Source organism: Flavobacterium sp. T12S277, assembly GCF_048514875.1.
Lineage (GTDB): Bacteria > Bacteroidota > Bacteroidia > Flavobacteriales > Flavobacteriaceae > Flavobacterium.
This window is the reverse complement of the sequence record NZ_JBLYEG010000020.1, coordinates 1-18,528: the sequence shown is the minus strand read 5'-3', so window position 1 is coordinate 18,528 and position 18,528 is coordinate 1. Positions and strand designations below refer to the sequence as shown.

The 18,528-nt window shown below is 42.4% G+C and carries 6 protein-coding genes; 5 read left to right on the top strand and 1 reads right to left on the bottom strand.

Going from position 1 to position 18,528, the window contains the following annotated elements:
* Window positions 1–499: 499 nt before the first annotated feature.
* Window positions 500–2,521: a DUF3857 domain-containing protein gene (locus tag ACN1CN_RS20875; protein ID WP_419137368.1), complete on the bottom strand. Its 2,022-nt coding sequence runs from the start codon at window positions 2,519–2,521 to the stop codon at window positions 500–502.
* Window positions 2,522–3,167: 646 nt separating this feature from the next.
* On the opposite strand from ACN1CN_RS20875, the gene ACN1CN_RS20870 reads away from it, so the two are divergent.
* The 5 genes from ACN1CN_RS20870 to ACN1CN_RS20850 all read left to right on the top strand — a co-directional run.
* Window positions 3,168–5,534 carry an HYR domain-containing protein gene (locus tag ACN1CN_RS20870; protein ID WP_419137366.1) on the top strand — a complete coding sequence of 789 codons (2,367 nt, stop codon included), beginning with the start codon at window positions 3,168–3,170 and terminating at the stop codon, window positions 5,532–5,534.
* Between the two features lie 11 nt (window positions 5,535–5,545).
* Window positions 5,546–5,773 carry a hypothetical protein gene (locus ACN1CN_RS20865; RefSeq protein WP_419137364.1) on the top strand — a complete coding sequence of 76 codons (228 nt, stop codon included), beginning with the start codon at window positions 5,546–5,548 and terminating at the stop codon, window positions 5,771–5,773.
* Between the two features lie 148 nt (window positions 5,774–5,921).
* Entirely contained in the window at window positions 5,922–10,883 is a 4,962-nt protein-coding gene (locus ACN1CN_RS20860) for an HYR domain-containing protein (protein ID WP_419137362.1), read from the top strand.
* Between the two features lie 900 nt (window positions 10,884–11,783).
* Complete coding sequence (locus tag ACN1CN_RS20855) at window positions 11,784–12,101, top strand: hypothetical protein (protein ID WP_419137360.1); 318 nt, start codon at window positions 11,784–11,786, stop codon at window positions 12,099–12,101.
* A 45-nt stretch (window positions 12,102–12,146) separates the two neighbouring features.
* Window positions 12,147–18,528: HYR domain-containing protein (locus tag ACN1CN_RS20850; RefSeq protein ID WP_419137358.1), on the top strand; the 6,382-nt coding region annotated here is incomplete at its 3' end.

The window sequence follows — 18,528 nt, the reverse complement described above, 5'->3', positions numbered from 1 at the left end:
GGCCAATTGTAGCCCCTTTTTTGGTATTCTTATTTAAACACATAGATATAGGTGCTGCACCCATAAAAAGACGTTTCATTTCAAATAAAACGCATATCGCTATGCGAAAGAAATTTATTTCTTTTTGTATCCTCTTTTTAAGAATTAAAATCTATGTTTCTATGTGTTAAAAATTTAGCGTTCCAATCAGCAGCACTTGTATTCAAACGCCACAAGGTTAACGGATTAAAATTGGTGTAAATATTATTTAAACACATAGATACATAGTTAAAAATGCAGGGCAAGGCGTTTCACTTCAAATAAAGCACATATTCAGCTATGCGAAAGAAATTTATTTCTTTTTGTATCCTCCTTTAGCAATCCAAAATCTATGTTTCTATGTGTTAAAAATTTAGCGTTCCAATCAGCAGCACTTGTATTCAAACACCACAAGCTTAGCGGATTAAAATTGGTGACAATTCGTGTAATTCGTGTTTAAATAATAGCTCTTTTGATATGATTATTTCACTAATTTTTTGAAATTGAATTTCAGCTTGTTCAGCAAACCTTCTTCGATAATATCAACCCCAATTCCATAATTGCTGTCTGCGACTTCGTTATGCGCTTCCCTGAAAGCTTCAAAGTCGTTTTCGGGAATTTCTAAGTTGATTAAAGGTTTATAATCGATCGTAACAGTTCCTCCGTTTTTGTTGATTTTTTTGCGGCTCACATAATCAAAATACGGATTGTTGATCGTGCTTTCCTGTATGGTGAACTTCTCGGTAACATCGATTTTCTGATCGGTTACCAGAGTGATTTCATATCTTTCATTGTCAAAATTGTGCCAGAAAGAAATGTCTTGGTGTATAAAATCCCTTACCCTGTTTTTAACGATATTAGCATCAAAATACATCAAGAAGCGATTTTTTTGACCGTCTGAAAAATAAGGATTGTCAATAGTGGTTTGATACTCCACTGTAAACTCGTTACTTTTTTTATCATCGCTGACAATTTCAATTGCGGCATCTTTAAAAATCTTTCTCAGATCCGTTCCGTTTCGGTCATTCGTATAATTTAAGGTATAAAAGAAGAAATTATTCCAGCTGTCAATAATCTCTCTTTTATTGGTATTTTTAAAATATCGGCGCATGCTGTTGGCGCGATTACCTTTGTACACCGTTGTTACCTTTAGTTTACCCACATTTTGCTGTGCCACAAATTCCGATTTTTCGTCTACGGCATAATACGAAAAACGATGAGGTGGTTTGTGTTGTAATTCCAAATTTGGTTTTACTTCAAGATAATGCAGGAAGAAAATAAAACCGCGGTTTTCGATTAATCCAAATTCATCGCGTAGGGTCGCATCTACAAAGTAACTTTCGTCCTTGTAATTGATTTTAACAATGACGTGATTAAAAGTCAGTAGCGATGGTAAGTAGTACTTGATATAAAAGTCAGTACCGAAATTGACCAGAATAATCGAAGAATCAATTCCGATATAATCTAAAATTACTTTTAGCAAAACCGACTTTGCCTTGCAGTCTCCTTGTTTGTTGGCAAAGGTTACGGCAGGTTCCTGCGGTTTATGGCCGTTCATCTCGTCGGCATTGTAAATATAATTGATGTGGTTTTGAACATATTCTATGGCAAATTGCAACTGATCGTCTTTAGAATCAATCTTGTCCAGTTTTTCCACTAAATCCGGAGCAAAATCCACCAGGGAAGATTGGTCGAAAATCGTCTCATAAATAGGAGAGATGTAATTAGACAACTCCTTCCAGTCGGCTGCGGTAGCAAAATCGATATAAGAAGAAACCTCGCGGTTCGAATCTACAAAATTGATGTAGTTTTCTTCTTCGCGAACATAGGCTTCTCCTTTTTTCAAATAGTTGACCTCCGGAGCCAGTACATTTCCGTCTTCGTCTCTAAAAAACGTTTTTTTGTAGGCAATCGTTTTCTCGCGATCATTTTTAAAAGTAAACTTGTACTTTCCGTAAGCCCAGTAACTGTCAGGGCCTACCCACACATATTTGGAGAACTCTTTACGCAGAAAATCACGTTCGGTAAATATTTTAATTCTCGAATCTTCCATGATCAGAATATCATACAGACGCAGGTCTTTTATGGTAATATTGATCTTTTTATTACTGCTCAAAACACCGCCGCCGCTTTGGTTTTCGCTGTCGAGTATTTTAACTTTAGTATCGGCAATTTTGTCTACCAAAACACCATCCCGCAACACACTGATTCGGTGTATCACATAGGTCTCATTTTCTTCGAGTACTACATCGACAACCGAGGCTCTTTCTAAATTAGAAGGCTCATTCAGCGTATAGGCCAGGCAGGCATATTCACTGTTTTCGTTATCGTTGGTGTAATAAATTTTATCTAAAAAATAACAATAATCACGTCCCTCGTCGGCTTGTTTTTGAGAGAAGTCCGATTCTTTTATGTAGTCAATAAGTTGATTATCGGTAACAACAGTGGCCCAGTGTTCCGGCTTTTGAATCTTGTAAATTTCTGATTGAATGGCTTGTTCCATAATAATTTGAGTTGAAGTAGGTAAAATCTTCTATTTCTAACAAAAATATAGATTTTTACCAACATCCGAATGGGGCGGATGTATTATTAAGAGAAGTTCAGTTTTCGCAGCATAAATAAAATATTATTTGATTTTGACGAAATTTTACCTCCAATACTGTAACAAACAGCTGAAAAATGGGGGTAAATTGCAAGAAATAGCACCGTTTTTGAAGGGATGCATTTTTGTTTAATACTCCAAACAGAATAATTCTATAACTGCTTATTATACCGCTTATTACTTGTACAGATGCACTTATTACGTCCTTTTGGAAGGGGGTTTATTTTGACGTAAAAAACGTACATCTTGTCGGATATTTGCGAAAAAAAGGAAGGATATGAAAAAAAAATACTTCTACGCAAATTGCTATGGAGGCAGCAAATTCAGGGGATCTACAGTCTTAGATCCTGTACCAAATAACCAAAGAATAATAAGGCCGGAGTTGCTTTAAAAGATTAAGTGACTGGATAATAATTACGAATGGTAACCCGTCAGGTCTGTTCGTTTTTACTGCACCAACAGTTACAAATGTAAAGCCGCCTTACTATTCATGGAGATGAAAACATTTTCGGATTCCTGATTTTCTTAACGAATAACAAATTAAAACATGAAAAACCCCCAGTTTAAAGTGTTTGCTTTTTTTATGAAAGCAGCACTCATTCTTCTACCTTATCTTTCCTATAGTCAATGCACGGTAATCACTAATAATCCGGGTTTTGAGTATCCTTTGGGGGGCGGGATAGTGAATCAAAGTCAGGTTCCGGGATGGAAAACGACAGCTCCGGATGAATCTATAGAAATTTGGACCAGAGTAAACGCAGAGAATTTTCCCCCGTTTGAAGGAGATCAGTTTGCCGAACTTAATGCTTACGTTGCAGCGGGATTGTATCAGGATTATAATACTGGAGAAGCGACCACGTTTAATTATTCGTTTGCCCATAGAGGAAGAAAGGGGACCGATGTTATGGTGCTAAAAGCAGGTCCTCCGGGAGGTCCTTATACCGAAGTAACCAGAGCGACAACAGGAAATACGGCCTGGAAAGTATATACCGGAACGTATCAAATACCTGCTTCTCAAAATACGACAAGGTTTATTTTCGAGGCTGTTTCCTCCTCAACGGGTAATGCAGCTATGGGTAATTTGTTAGATGCAATAAATTTTACCGCTACTGTAGGTACACCACCAGTTACAGGCACCAGTACTGCTGTTTGTGAAGGAAATTCGGTAACACTAACAGCTACTGCCAAACCTGGCTCTACTGTTAATTGGTACGATTCGGCGGGGAGTTTTATTCATACAGGATCAAGTTACACCACTTCAGCTTTATTTAGTAATACAAAATTTCAAATAGAACAGGTTAGTAGTTCAGGGTGCAAAAGTGGTTTATCGGATATAAATGTAACCGTAAATCCCGCACCTGTTATCACTATATCGGGAGCGCTAAAAGCTTGTTTAACAACAACCCTAACAGCAGTTACCAATGTCCCTGTGCCAAGTTATGTGTGGTATAAAGACGGTTCAATTATCAATGGACAAACAGCAGCAACACTTGTTGTATCAGCCAATGGGAGTTATAAAGTAAGCGTTGTAAATGGTAGTACTTCCTGCAGGCAGACTTCGGATGCAAAAACGGTGGTCGTTACGGATACCACTAGTCCCCTGATAAGCTGTCCGGCAAACATTAACCAGTCTGCCGATAAAGGAAAATGCACTACCAACGTTACGATCACAAACCCAACGGCGACAGACAACTGTTCGACAACCTTTACCTTTAAAGGGGTTCGTTCGGATGCTTTGGATTTAACCGCGGCTTACCCGGTAGGGGCAACCACCATTTTATGGACCGCTACCGATGTTTCGGGCAATGTTTCGACAGCCTGTACACAAACCATTACGATTACCGATAGCGAAAAACCAATCATCAGCTGTCCGCCCAATATTACACAAACGGCTGATGCCGGAACATGCGGCGCAAACCTTACGATTACAAACCCAACGGCTACTGATAATTGTTCAGCTGCCTTTATTTTCACAGGCGTTCGTTCGGATGCTTTGGCATTAACCGATCCTTATCCGACCGGGACAACAACTATTACATGGACAACCAAAGATACCGCTGGAAATATTTCGGTATCCTGTGTACAGACGATTACCATTACCGATATCGAAAAACCAATCCTAAACTGTCCGGCAAACATCACTCAGGTTACAGATTTGGGAACATGCAACGCAAGCGTTACGATCACTAGCCCAACTGCAACTGACAACTGTTCGACTGCTTTTACTTTTACAGGAGTTCGTTCGGATGCTTTGGCTTTAACGGCTACTTATCCTACTGGCGTAACCACCATTTCATGGACTGCTACCGATGCTTCGGGAAATGTTTCGGCAGCCTGTACACAAACTATTACGATTACCGATAGCGAAAAACCAATCCTAAACTGTCCGGCAAACATCACTCAGGTTACAGATTTGGGAACCTGCAACGCAAATGTTACGATCACTAGCCCAACGGCGACCGACAACTGTTCGACTGCCTTTACTTTCACAGGAGTTCGTTCGGATGCTTTGCCTTTAACGGCTGCTTATCCTACTGGCGTAACCACCATTTCATGGACTGCCACAGATGTTGCTGGAAATGTTTCGGTAGCTTGTACACAAACCATTACCATTATCGACGCTGAAAGACCAATGCTAACTTGTCCGGCAAACATTAATCAGACGGTCGATGCAGGGCAAAATAGTGCAAACGTTACGATCATAAATCCAACTGCGACTGACAACTGTTCGACTGCTTTCACTTTTGTTGGGGTCCGCTCCGATGCTTTGGCACTAACCGCCGCTTACCCGGAAGGCATTACCAGAATTGTATGGACTGCCACAGATGCTTCAGGAAATATCTCGGCATTCTGTGTGCAAAAGATTAAAATAACCAATCCTGCAAAACCGGTCTCAATCTGCCCAGAAGAGTAAGCAGTTGGGGAATGCAGAAAAAAGCAACCGGGCTGTTCTGGTGCTCTATTGTAAATCCGGAGATAGCCAATAATTATGTCGGAAGCCTTACCGTCAGGGAAGAAAACCAACTAATGATTGCCGCTTTTATCCGATTAAATAAAATTACAATTAGCAAAACAGCACGGAATTTTCTAAGTCATTTAGATGATGCAAAAAGAACATTTAGCAAAATGTCGGGATATTGCGATGCCTATTAAATACAAATAACAGGAATCATTTTTAGCTCAAAATCACACCATAATTTCATTCAAAACAGTATCTATTCCTCTGGGCGAGGATTGTGACTTCAAAACAGTTTTGATCCTACTCCAAATTCAGGTTCTTAAATTAAAAAAATAGCAACATATGCAAAATACTAGTTTTAAAAAACTCGATTTTCTCAATTTACTTTATAAAGAATACAGAGGTTATTCTTGTTTGTTGAGAATAGCACTGTTCGTGCTTCCTTATATCGCACACAGTCAATGTACGGTAAATACTGTAAATCCAGGTTTTGAGCTGCCAGTGGGGGGCGGGATAGTGAATCAAAGTCAGGTTCCGGGATGGAAAACGACAGCTTCGGATGGATCTATAGAAATTTGGGCCAGAGTAAACGCAGAGAATTTTCTACCCTTTGAAGGAAATCAGTTTGTCGAACTTAATGCTTACGTTGCAGCGGGATTGTATCAGGATTTTGATACTAGAGAAGCTACTACGTTTAATTATTCGTTTGCCCACAGAGGAAGAAAGGGTATCGATGTTATGGTGTTAAAAGCAGGTCCTCCGGGAGGGCCATATATCGAAGTAACCAGAGTGGCAACAGGAAATACGGCCTGGAAAGCATATACCGGAACGTATCAGATACCGGTTTACCAAAATACGACAAGGTTTATTTTCGAGGCTGTTTTAACCTCGACAGGTAATGTAGCTATGGGGAATTTATTAGATGCAATAAATTTTACCGCAACTTTGGGTACGCCACCAGTTACAGGTGCCGGCAGTGCTGCTTGCGAAGGAAATTCGGTAACACTTACGGCCTCTGCCAAACCGGGCTCTACTGTTAATTGGTATAATTCAAGCGGGATTTTACTTCACACCGGACTAAGTTACACCACACCGGCTTTATTTAGTAATACAAAATATCAAATAGAACAGGTTAGTAGTTCAGGGTGCAAAAGCGGTTTATCCGATATAAATGTTACAGTAACTCCCAAACCTGTGATCACGTTATCCGGAGCGGCAAAAGCCTGTTTAACCACCACCTTAACGGCAGTTACCAATGCTGCTTCTCCAAAATTTGTTTGGTATAAAGACGATGCAATTATCAATGGGCAGGTTTCATCGACACTGGTTGTAACAGCCAATGGAAATTATAAAGTAAGAGCTATAAATGGTGTGACTTCTTGTGATCAGACTTCTGACGTAGCAACTGTGGAAGTTGCTGATACCACAAGTCCCGTTATAACCTGTCCGGCAAACATTACACAAACTGCTGAAGCAGGAAAATGCGGCGCAAACATTTCGATTACAAGCCCAACGGCTACCGACAACTGTTCGACTGCTTTTACTTTCACAGGAGTCCGTTCGGATGCTTTGGCTTTAAACGCGGCTTATCCTACTGGCATAACCACCATTTTATGGACCGCTACCGATGCTTCGGGAAATGTTTCGGCAGCCTGTACACAGACGATTACGATTATCGATAGCGAAAAACCAATCATAAACTGTCTGGCAAACATCACTCAGGTTACAGATCCGGGAACTTGCAACGCAAGCGTTACGATCACAAACCCAACCGCGACTGACAACTGTTCGACTGCTTTTACTTTTACAGGAGTGCGTTCGGATGCTTTGCCATTAACGGCTGCTTATCCTACTGGCGTAACCACTATTACATGGACTGCGACAGATGCTTCGGGAAATGTTTCGACTCCCTGCGCACAGACCATTACCATTACCGATACTGTAAAACCGGTTCTAAAATATCCGGCAAACCTTACACAAACGACCGATACAGGAAAATGCAGTGCAAGCGTTACGATCACAAACCCGACTGCGACTGACAACTGTTCCACTGCTTTTACTTTCACAGGAGTGCGTTCGGATGCTTTGGCTTTATCCGCGGCTTATCCTACTGGCGTAACCACTATTACATGGACTGCCACAGATGCTTCAGGAAATGTTTCGACACCTTGTACACAGACCATTACCATTACCGATGGCGAAAAACCAATCATCAGCTGTCCGGTAAGTATTACACAAACTACCGACGCCGGAAAATGCACTGCAAAAGTTACTATTGTAAATCCAACTGCGACTGACAACTGTTCGACTGCCTTTACTTTCACAGGAGTGCGTTCGGATGCTCTGGCATTAACCGCTGTTTATCCTATAGGTACAACCACCATTAGCTGGACGGCTACCGATGCTTCGGGAAATATCTCGTCATCTTGCGTACAAACCATTAAAATTACCGATACCGAAAAACCGGTTATCACTTGTCCTGCAAACCTTACACAAACTACTGATGCAGGAGCATGCGGTGCAAACCTTACGATCACAAACCCAACGGCTACCGACAACTGTTCGACTGCCTTTACTTTCGCAGGAGTGCGTTCGGATGCTTTGGCTTTAACGGCTGCTTATCCAACCGGGATCACGACAATTACATGGACTGTGACAGATGCTTCGGGAAATGTTTCGACACCTTGTACACAAACCATTACCATTACCGATAAAGAAAAACCAATCCTAATCATTCCATCCAATATTGAACAAACTGCCGATGCAGGAAAATGTGGTGCAAAAGTTACTATTGTAAATCCAACTGCGACTGACAACTGTTCGACTGCCTTTACTTTCACAGGAGTGCGTTCGGATGCTTTGGCATTAACCGCTGTTTATCCTATAGGTATAACCACCATTAGCTGGACGGCTACCGATGCTTCGGGAAATATCTCGTCATCTTGCGTACAAACCATTAAAATTACCGATACCGAAAAACCGGTTATCACTTGTCCGGCAAACATTACACAAACGGTTGATGCCGCAACATGCAGTGCAAACCTTACGATCACAAACCCAACTGCTACTGATAACTGTTCAACTGCCTTTACTTTCACGGCAGTGCGTTCAGATGCTTTGGCTTTAACTGCCGCTTATCCTATAGGTACAACCACCATTAGCTGGACCGCCATTGATAATAATGGTAATGTAGCAACCTGCGAACAGCAGGTTACGGTATTGGGTTCGATAAAAGCGACCAATGATTCGGGAGCTCCTGTAAATAGTACTGTAGGGGGTATGGTTGTAAATGTTTTAGACAATGACTTGCTGAATTGCACAACAGCGACAGTAGCTAAGGTGAAGATTGCTTTGGCAGGTACCTTACCCGCAGGAATAAATTTTGATACTGCTACGGGTAAAGTAAGTGTAAATGCATATACCCCGGCAGGAACCTATACATTTGATTATACGATTTGTGATCTTTTGAATCCTTCAAATTGCAGTACAGGTTCAGTTAAAATAGAGATCGAAGCTTCAAAAATAGAAACCCCAACTCAAACGCCATCCTTTACGATTGGCGCTACAGGAGGTACTACGCCTTCGATAGTATCCGGCAATACCCTAAACGGTCAGCCGGTAGTCATCGGTACCAAACCGGGCGAAGTAACCCTTACCGGTACAAAAGTGCCGTCAGGCTTTACATTAAACCCTGACGGAACAGTTACCGTTCCGCCAAACACAGCAGGAGGGAGTTATACGGTTGAATACCAGCTGTGCGAAGTAAGCAATCCTGCCAATTGCAGTACAGGTTCAGTTACAATAGAGGTAGAAGCTTCCAAAATAGAAACCCCTGCTCAAACGCCATCCTTTACGATTGGCACTACAGGAGGTACTACACCTTCGATAGTATCCGGCAATACCCTAAACGGGTTGCCGGTAGTCATCGGTACCAAACCGGGCGAAGTAACTCTTACCGCTACACAGGTACCAGCAGGATTTACGCTAAACCCCGACGGAACTGTTACCGTTCCGCCAAATACACCTGGAGGAAGTTATACGGTCGAATATCAGCTGTGTGAAGTGATCATTCCTGCCAATTGTACTTCATGTAAAGCTAAAATAGAAATTGAAGGTTCAAAAATAGAAACCCCTGCTCAAACACCATCCTTTACGATTGGCACTACAGGAGGTACTACACCTTCGATAGTATCCGGCAATACCCTAAACGGTCAGCCGGTAGTCATCGGTACCAAACCGGGTGAAGTAATCCTTAGCGGTACCAAAGTGCCAGCAGGATTTACGCTAAACCCCGACGGAACAGTAACCGTTCCACCAAATACACCTGGAGGAAGTTATACGGTAGAATATCAGCTGTGCGAAGTGAGTAACCCTGCCAATTGCAGTACAGGTTCAGTTAAAATAGAGATCGAAGGTTCAAAAATAGAAACCCCTGCTCAAACGCCATCCTTTACTATTGGGGCTACAGGAGGTACTACGCCTTCGATAGTATCCAGCAATACCATAAACGGGTTGCCGGTAGTCATTGGTACCAAACCGGGCGAAGTAACCCTTACCGCTACACAAGTGCCGGCAGGCTTTACGCTAAACCCCGACGGAACAGTTACCGTTCCGCCAAATACACCTGGAGGAAGTTATACGGTCGAATATCAGTTGTGTGAAGTGATCATTCCTGCCAATTGTACTTCATGTAAAGCTAAAATAGAAATTGAAGCCTCCAAAATAGAAACCCCCGCTCAAACGCCATCCTTTGTTATTGGGGCTACAGGAGGCACTACGCCTTCGATAGTATCCGATGTTAAAATAAACGGTCAGCCGGTAGTCATCGGAACCAAACCGGGAGAGGTAACCCTTACCGGTACAAAAGTGCCAGCAGGATTTACGCTAAACCCCGACGGTACGGTTACTGTTCCGCCAAACACTGCAGGAGGGAGTTATACGGTCGAATATCAGATGTGCGAAGTGAGTAACCCTGCCAATTGCAGTACAGGTTCCGTTACTATAGAAATTAAAGGACCAGCAAACAACTGTGAGATTAAGGTATCCAATGCCTTTTCTCCAAATGGAGATTCCCTGAACAATCGTTTCTATATCCAGGGGCTCGAATGTTATCCGGATAATACCGTAGAAATCTACAATCGCTGGGGCAAGCTGATATACAAATGTGAGCGCTACAACAATGAAGATCGTGTTTTCACTGGAGGAAACGGCGAAGTGGCCGGAACCTATTATTATGTCTTAAAATACAGGGATAGTAACGCTCAAACTCATGAAAAAGCAGGATACGTATTTATCAGTAAATAGCCTATTGGTTGATGAGATCAACAATCGTTAATCTTCATTCTAAAATCAAGAAGTTATGTGCATTTAAATGAAGTGAAACGCCTTTTTGTAGGTGCAGTACCTATGTATCTATGTGTTGAGGTATTAAGCCACAGATTATAAAGATTAAAAGGATTAGCAAACCCGAGCGATAGCGAACAGGCGAAGCAAATCACAACAGAAATTCTGTATAGAATATTGTCAACCTTTGTCGAATTCAGCATGTGATTTCTCCCTCCGGTCGAAATGACAACTTTGCGACAAGCCTTTACGACAAACCTTTGCGACAAGCCTTTGTCCTGCTGAGCGAAGTCGAAGCCCCCGCTACAATTGCCTCCTTCGACTTCGCTCAGGGCGACAATCGTTAATCATCATTCTAAAATCAACAATTGGAGTATTGAGTAAGATGAGATCAAAAATCAAAAATCGTTAATCATCATTCTAAAATCAACAAACCACACCTACTTTTCAGCTGATAAATAAACTCGTTGCGGAGCTACTTGCGAAGATTTCTCCCTCCGGTCGAAAGGACAACTTTGCGATAAACCTTTGCGACAACCCTTCGTCAGGCTGAGCGAAGTCGAAGCCCCCCGTTCCAAATTCCAAATTCCAAATTCCAAATCCCAAATTCCAAATCCCAAATCCCAAATCCCAAATTCCAAATCCCACATCTAACATTTCACAAAAAACATCTCACATTTCACAAAAAAACACAAAAAAACATACTCCAACTACCTTATACTACCGCTTATTACCCATACAGACGCACTTATTACGTCCTTACTCGGGTATGTTGATTTTGCTCGTAAAATTCTTACTGTTATTAGATATTTGTCTCAAAATGTAAGGATTATGAAAAAAAACTACTTATACGCAAGCAGTATGGGGCAAGCAAAACCGGACCGATCTACAGGCTTAGATACAGTGCCCCATCACAAAGTTGTCATTTCGACCGAAGGGAGACTCGAGCGACTGCGAACAGACGGAGTAAATTACATTCCCGAAGTTTCTTTAAACCGTAAACCACTACTGCCGATTGGCGAGGGCTATAGGCCTTTAACAGCAACTGCGGTCAGTCGTTCCTGCGGGTACCGTTACCACTCAAACAAACCCATAAGCTGCCCGGCCCGTTTATTTAATGACCTCAGCTCCAACCTTATTTTTTTACAGAAAGTGGAAACCGTTTATGGTTTAGCCTAAAACAATCTTAAAGACCTGATTTTTTAATGAATAACAAAATTACCTATGCAAAATATTAGTTTTAAAACCCATGCTTTTCCTGATGTGCTGTCTAAAAAACACATCAGGTATTCTTTTTTGCTCCAAATAATAGGGATGCTATTGCTTCCTTATATGGTGCACAGCCAATGTGCCGCAACTATAAATGGAGATTTTAGAGCTACTCCGCTCAACGGAAGTAAATCAATAAATTTTTCTCCAAATGATGTTCCGGGATGGAATTCCACAGCTCCGAATGGATACATATTGATTAGGAACAATTATGATGGCAGCCCCCCGTATGTTGAAGTTGCATATAATAGTGTCGGGAGTGCTGCCTCGGGAGTATATCAGGATTTTGATACTTCAGGGTACGCCGGTGGTAGCTTTAGTTATTCGTTTCAACATTATGGTAGATATCGAGGCTATGGTTCAGCATATCAAGCGTTTGATGTAGTATTAAAAGCCGGTCCTCCGGGAGGTCCTTATACCGAAGTAGTCAGAGCACAAGGAACTGGGGCTTGGAGGAATTATACAGGAAGTTATCAAATACCGGCCAATCAAACCAAGACAAGGTTTCTTTTCGAAGCTAATCGATATGACTATTACGACGAGGACGGGAAGTTTTTAATGCGAGATGCAAATAATTTTATACATCTGGTAGATTTTAAGGGTGTTGTAGAGGCACCGCCCGTTATGGCCCCCGCAGGAGGTGTTTGTAAAGGGAATACGGCAACGCTTAGTGCCTCTGCTATTCCTGGCGGAACCATTAATTGGTACGATTCAACCGGTACGACTTTACTGTATACAGGAGAAAGCTTCACCACTCCGGCTTTATCGAGTACTACCTTTTATAAAATGCAGCAGGTTTCGAAGTCGGGCTGCAAAAGCGATTTCTCCGAAATTCAGGTTAATGTATTGGGCGAGGTTAGTATAGAGAACCAATCTGGAAATGAATGTATGTCACGATTAGTAGCGAAGTTTACCGATGTATCTGATTATACATATGTTTGGTACAAAAACGACGTCATTTCCACTAGTCCTGACGTTAATCGGAAACAATTTTATGTGGAGAGAAGTGGAACTTATAAAGTAAAAGTTACCGATATTAAATCGGGTTGCGAGCAAACTTCAGCTCCCATAACTGTGGTTGCCGATGAAAAAGCACCCGTTATAAGCTGTCCGGCCAACATTACAAAAACGACCGATCCCGGAAAAAATACTGCAAGTATCGCGATTGTAGACCCAACGGCTACCGATAATTGTTATGGTTCTTTTATCTTTAAAGGAACTCGTTCGGATGGTTTGGCTTTAACGGCTGATTACCCTATTGGAAAAACTACCATTTCGTGGACCGCTACCGAATATAAGGGAGGTTCCGAAGCTTATGTTTCGGCACCTTGCGATCAAATCATTACTATTACCGATAACAGCGCCTGTGTCGTAAAGACTATAAATGCGAGTTTTGAGTCTCCTGTGATTACTGACGGAACAAAGCTTGAAACCTCAATTATTGATCAAAACCAAGTTCCGGGATGGAAAACGACGGCTCCCGATGGAAAGATAGAATTTTGGAACGCACAAACAATAACAAACGCCAGATATAATTTTTCACCCTATGAGGGAAAGCAGTTTGTTGAATTGAATGCTTATTATGCCGCGGGATTGTATCAGGATTTTGATACTTCAGAAGTCTCTAGCTTTTCTTATTCGCTTTCCCATAGGGGAAGAGATGGTACCGATACTATGGTGTTAAAAGCCGGTCCTCCAGGAGGCCCTTATACCGAAGTAACCAGAGCTTCAACAGATAATACGGCCTGGAAGGTCTATACCGGAACGTATACTATACCGGCTTCCCAAAAAAGTACAAGGTTTATTTTCGAGTCTGTTTCATACGCAGGAGGTGATCCAGCGAAAGGAAATCTTTTAGATGCGATATATTTTACGGCTAATTTAACTGTGCCGCCTGTTACAGGTGCCGATAAAACTGTTTGTGAAGGGAGTTCGGCAACGCTTAATGCCTCGGCTGTGTCTGGCGCAACCGTTAATTGGTACGATGCAACCGGGACCACTTTACTGTATACAGGACCCAACTACACCACTCCGGCTTTATCTGCTAATACAACTTATAAAGTAGAACAGGTTACAAGTTCGGGCTGTAAAAGCGCCAAATCTGATATAAAGGTTGCCGTATTCGATAAAATCACGGTTAGCCTGTCGGGAGCTTCAAAAGCTTGTTCAACCACCACCTTAACAGCAACTACCAATATTAGATCTGTTACTAGTAATGGTATTACTATAAATAGACCCAGCTTTGTTTGGTATAAAGACGATGCTGTTATCAATGGGGAAACCAAAGAAACACTTGTGGTAACAGCCAGTGGAAAATATAAAGTAAATGCTACAAGTAGTTTAACGGGTTGCGATCAGACTTCTGATCCTATAGAGGTGGTAATTGGTGATACCGAAAAACCGGTTATCACTTGTCCGGCCAACATTAACCAAACGGTCAGTGCACGCACAAACAATACAACGGTTACGATCACCGACCCAATTGCGACTGACAACTGTTTAACTGCGGTTACTTTTACAGGAGTTCGTTCGGATGGTTTGGCTTTAACGGCTGATTTTCCTGTGGGGAAAACCACTATTAGTTGGACAGCGAAGGACGACGCCGGAAATGTTTCGACATCTTGTGATCAAACCATTACCGTTACCAAGGACTGTGAAGCCGTAAATACTATAAACCCGAGTTTTGAGTCTCCTGTGATTACCGACGGAACAAAGCTTGAAACCTCAATTATTGATCAAAACCAAGTTCCGGGATGGAAAACGACGGCTCCCGATGGAAAGATAGAATTTTGGAACGCACAAACAATAACAGAGGCCAGATATAATTTTTCACCCTATGAGGGAGACCAGTTTGTTGAACTTAATGCTTATGTTGCAGCGGGATTGTATCAGGATTTTGATACTTCAGAAGTCTCTAGCTTTTCTTATTCGCTTTCCCATAGGGGAAGAGATGGTACCGATACTATGGTGTTAAAAGCCGGTCCTCCGGGAGGCCCTTATACCGAAGTAACCAGAGCTTCAACAGATAATACGGCCTGGAAGGTCTATACCGGAACGTATACTATACCGGCTTCCCAAAAAAGTACAAGGTTTATTTTCGAGTCTGTTTCATCCGTAGGAGGTGATCCAGCGAAAGGAAATCTTTTAGATGCGGTACATTTTACGGCTAAATTAACTGTGCCGCCTGTTACAGGCGCCGATAAAACGGTTTGTGAAGGGAGTTCGGCAACGCTTAATGCCTCTGCTGTGTCTGGCGCAACCGTTAATTGGTATGATGCAGCCGGGACCACTTTACTGTATACAGGACCCAACTACACCACTCCGGCTTTATCGAGTGAAACCACTTATAAAGTAGAACAGGTTACAAGTTCGGGCTGCAAAAGCGCCAAATCTGATATAAAGGTTGCCGTATTCGATAAAATCACGGTTAGTCTGTCGGGAGCTTCAAAAGCTTGTTCAACCACCACCTTAACAGCAACTACCAATATTAAAGCTAGTGTTACTAATAATAGTGTTACTGTAAATGATCCTAGTTTTGTTTGGTATAAAGACGATGCTGTTATCAATGGGGAAACTAAAGAAACACTTGTGGTAACAGCCAGTGGAAAATATAAAGTAAAAGCTACAAGTAGTTTAACGGGTTGCGATCAGACTTCTGATCCTATAGAGGTGGTAATTGGTGATACCGAAAAACCGGTCATTACTTGTGCAGACAACATGAACCAGGGGGCCGATTACGGAAAATGCACTTCAAATGTTATCCCCACAAAACCAACTGCGACTGACAACTGTTCGACAGTCTTTACTTTCACGGGAATCCGTTCAGATGCTTTGGCTGTAACGGATGCTTATCCTTTGGGCACAACCACCATTAGTTGGACGGCGAAGGACGATGCCGGAAATGTTTCGGCACCTTGCGATCAGACCATTACGATTACCGATATCAAAAAACCGGTTATTACTTGTCCGGCCAACATTACACAAACGACCGATGCAGGAAAATGCACGGCAAACGTTACGATCACCAACCCAACTGCGACAGACAACTGTTTGACTGCGGTTACTTTCACGGGAGTTCGTTCGGATGCTTTGGCTTTAACGGATGCTTATCCTTTGGGGAAAACCACCATTAGTTGGACTGCTAAAGACGATTCTGGAAATGTTTCGACATCTTGCGATCAGACTATTACGATTAGCGATACCGAAAAACCGGTTATCACTTGTGCAGCCAATATTATACAAACGGCTGATACAGGCAAAAACAATGCAAACGTTACGATCACCAACCCAACTGCAACTGACAACTGTTCAACTGCGGTTACTTTCACAGGAGTTCGTTCGGATGCTTTGGCTTTAACGGCTGCTTATCCTGTGGGAAAAACCACGATTAGTTGGACTGCTAAAGACGATGCTGGAAATGTTTCGACATCTTGCGATCAGACTATTACTATTAGCGATACCGAAAAACCGGTCATCACTTGTGCGGCCAACATTAGCCAAACGGCCGATGCAGGAAAATGTACTGTAAACGTTACGATCACCAACCCAACTGCGACTGACAACTGTTCAACTGCGGTTACTTTCACGGGAGTTCGTTCGGATGCTTTGGCTCTAACGGCTGCTTATCCTGTGGGAAAAACCACGATTAGTTGGACTGCTAAAGACGATTCTGGAAATGTTTCAGACTCTTGCGATCAGACTATTACTATTACCGATACAGAAAAACCGGTGATAACTTGTGCGGCCAACATTAGCCAAACGGCCGATGCCGGAAAATGCACGGCAAACGTTACGATCACCAATCCAACTGCGACTGACAACTGTTCAACTGCGGTTACTTTCACGGGAGTTCGTTCGGATGCTTTGGCTTTAACGGCTGCTTATCCTTTGGGGAAAACCACGATTAGTTGGACTGCTAAAGACGATTCTGGAAATGTTTCGACATCTTGCGATCAGACCATTACGATTACCGATACCGAAAAACCGGTTATCACTTGTGCGGCCAACATTAGTCAAACGGCCGATGCAGGAAAATGTACTGCAAACGTTACGATCACCAATCCAACTGCGACTGACAATTGTTCGACTGCGGTTACTTTCACGGGAGTTCGTTCGGATGCTTTGGCTCTAACGGCTGCTTATCCTGTGGGAAAAACCACGATTAGTTGGACTGCTAAAGACGATGCTGGAAATGTTTCAGCCTCTTGCGATCAGACTATTACTATTAGCGATAGCGAAAAACCGGTTATCACTTGTGCGGCCAATATTACACAAACGGCTGATGCAGGCAAAAACAATGCAAACGTTACGATCACCAACCCAACTGCGACTGACAACTGTTCAACTGCGGTTACTTTCACGGGAGTACGTTCGGATGCTTTGGCTCTAACGGTTGCTTATCCTTTGGGGAAAACCACCATTAGTTGGACCGCGAAGGACGATGCTGGAAATGTTTCAGCCTCTTGTGATCAGACCATTACCATTACCGATACCGAAAAACCGGTTATCACTTGTCCGGCAGATGTTGCAACGAAGGCAGACGACGGTTTGTGTACGGCAACAATTGCCCTAATTGCACCAACTGTTAGCGATAATTCCGGAACTACATTAGTAACCAATAATGCACCGGCTGCATTTCCGGTGGGGGTTACGACAGTAGTCTGGACCGCTACGGATAATAGCGGTAATAAGGCTACTTGCGAGCAGAAAGTTACTGTATATAGTTTGATAAAAGCGACCGATGATGCAGTAGCTTCCGTAAATGGTGCAGTAGGAGGTATGGTTGTAAATGTTTTAGACAATGATGTACTAAATTGTGGTGTGGCAAAAGCCAATGAGTTAAAAATTGCTTTGGCAGGTAAAGCGTTGCCATCAGGAATAGATTTTGACACCGCTACCGGTGCAGTAAGTGTAAAACCAAATACACCAGCAGGAACCTATACCTTTGATTATACGATTTGCAACCTTTTGAACAGTTCAATTTGTGGTACAGCTACCGTTAAAATAGACGTGGTAGCACCAAAAATAGAAACTCCGGCTCAAACGCCAACCCTTGTGGTGGACCCTAAAACGGGTACCACTCCTCCGATAACATCCGATATTAAAATAAACGATCAACCCGTAACCATCGGAACAAAACCGGGCGATGTAACCGTTACCATTATAAAAGCGCCTCCAGGGTTTATTTTGAACCCGGACGGTACCGTTACAGTTCCGCCAAACACACCGGGAGGAACGTATACGATAGACTATAAGGTATGCCAAGTGAGCAACCCTGCCAATTGTGTTACAGGTTCGGTTAAAGTAACCGTGGATGCACCAAAAATAGAAACCCCGG

Excerpts from the sequence above, each read along its gene's own strand:
- ACN1CN_RS20855 (WP_419137360.1), top strand. The coding sequence starts at position 11,784 with ATGGGGCAAGCAAAACCGGACCGATCTACAGGCTTAGATACAGTGCCC.
- ACN1CN_RS20875 (WP_419137368.1), bottom strand. The coding sequence starts at position 2,521 with ATGGAACAAGCCATTCAATCAGAAATTTACAAGATTCAAAAGCCGGAA.
- ACN1CN_RS20865 (WP_419137364.1), top strand. The coding sequence starts at position 5,546 with ATGCAGAAAAAAGCAACCGGGCTGTTCTGGTGCTCTATTGTAAATCCG.
- ACN1CN_RS20870 (WP_419137366.1), top strand. The coding sequence starts at position 3,168 with ATGAAAAACCCCCAGTTTAAAGTGTTTGCTTTTTTTATGAAAGCAGCA.
- ACN1CN_RS20860 (WP_419137362.1), top strand. The coding sequence starts at position 5,922 with ATGCAAAATACTAGTTTTAAAAAACTCGATTTTCTCAATTTACTTTAT.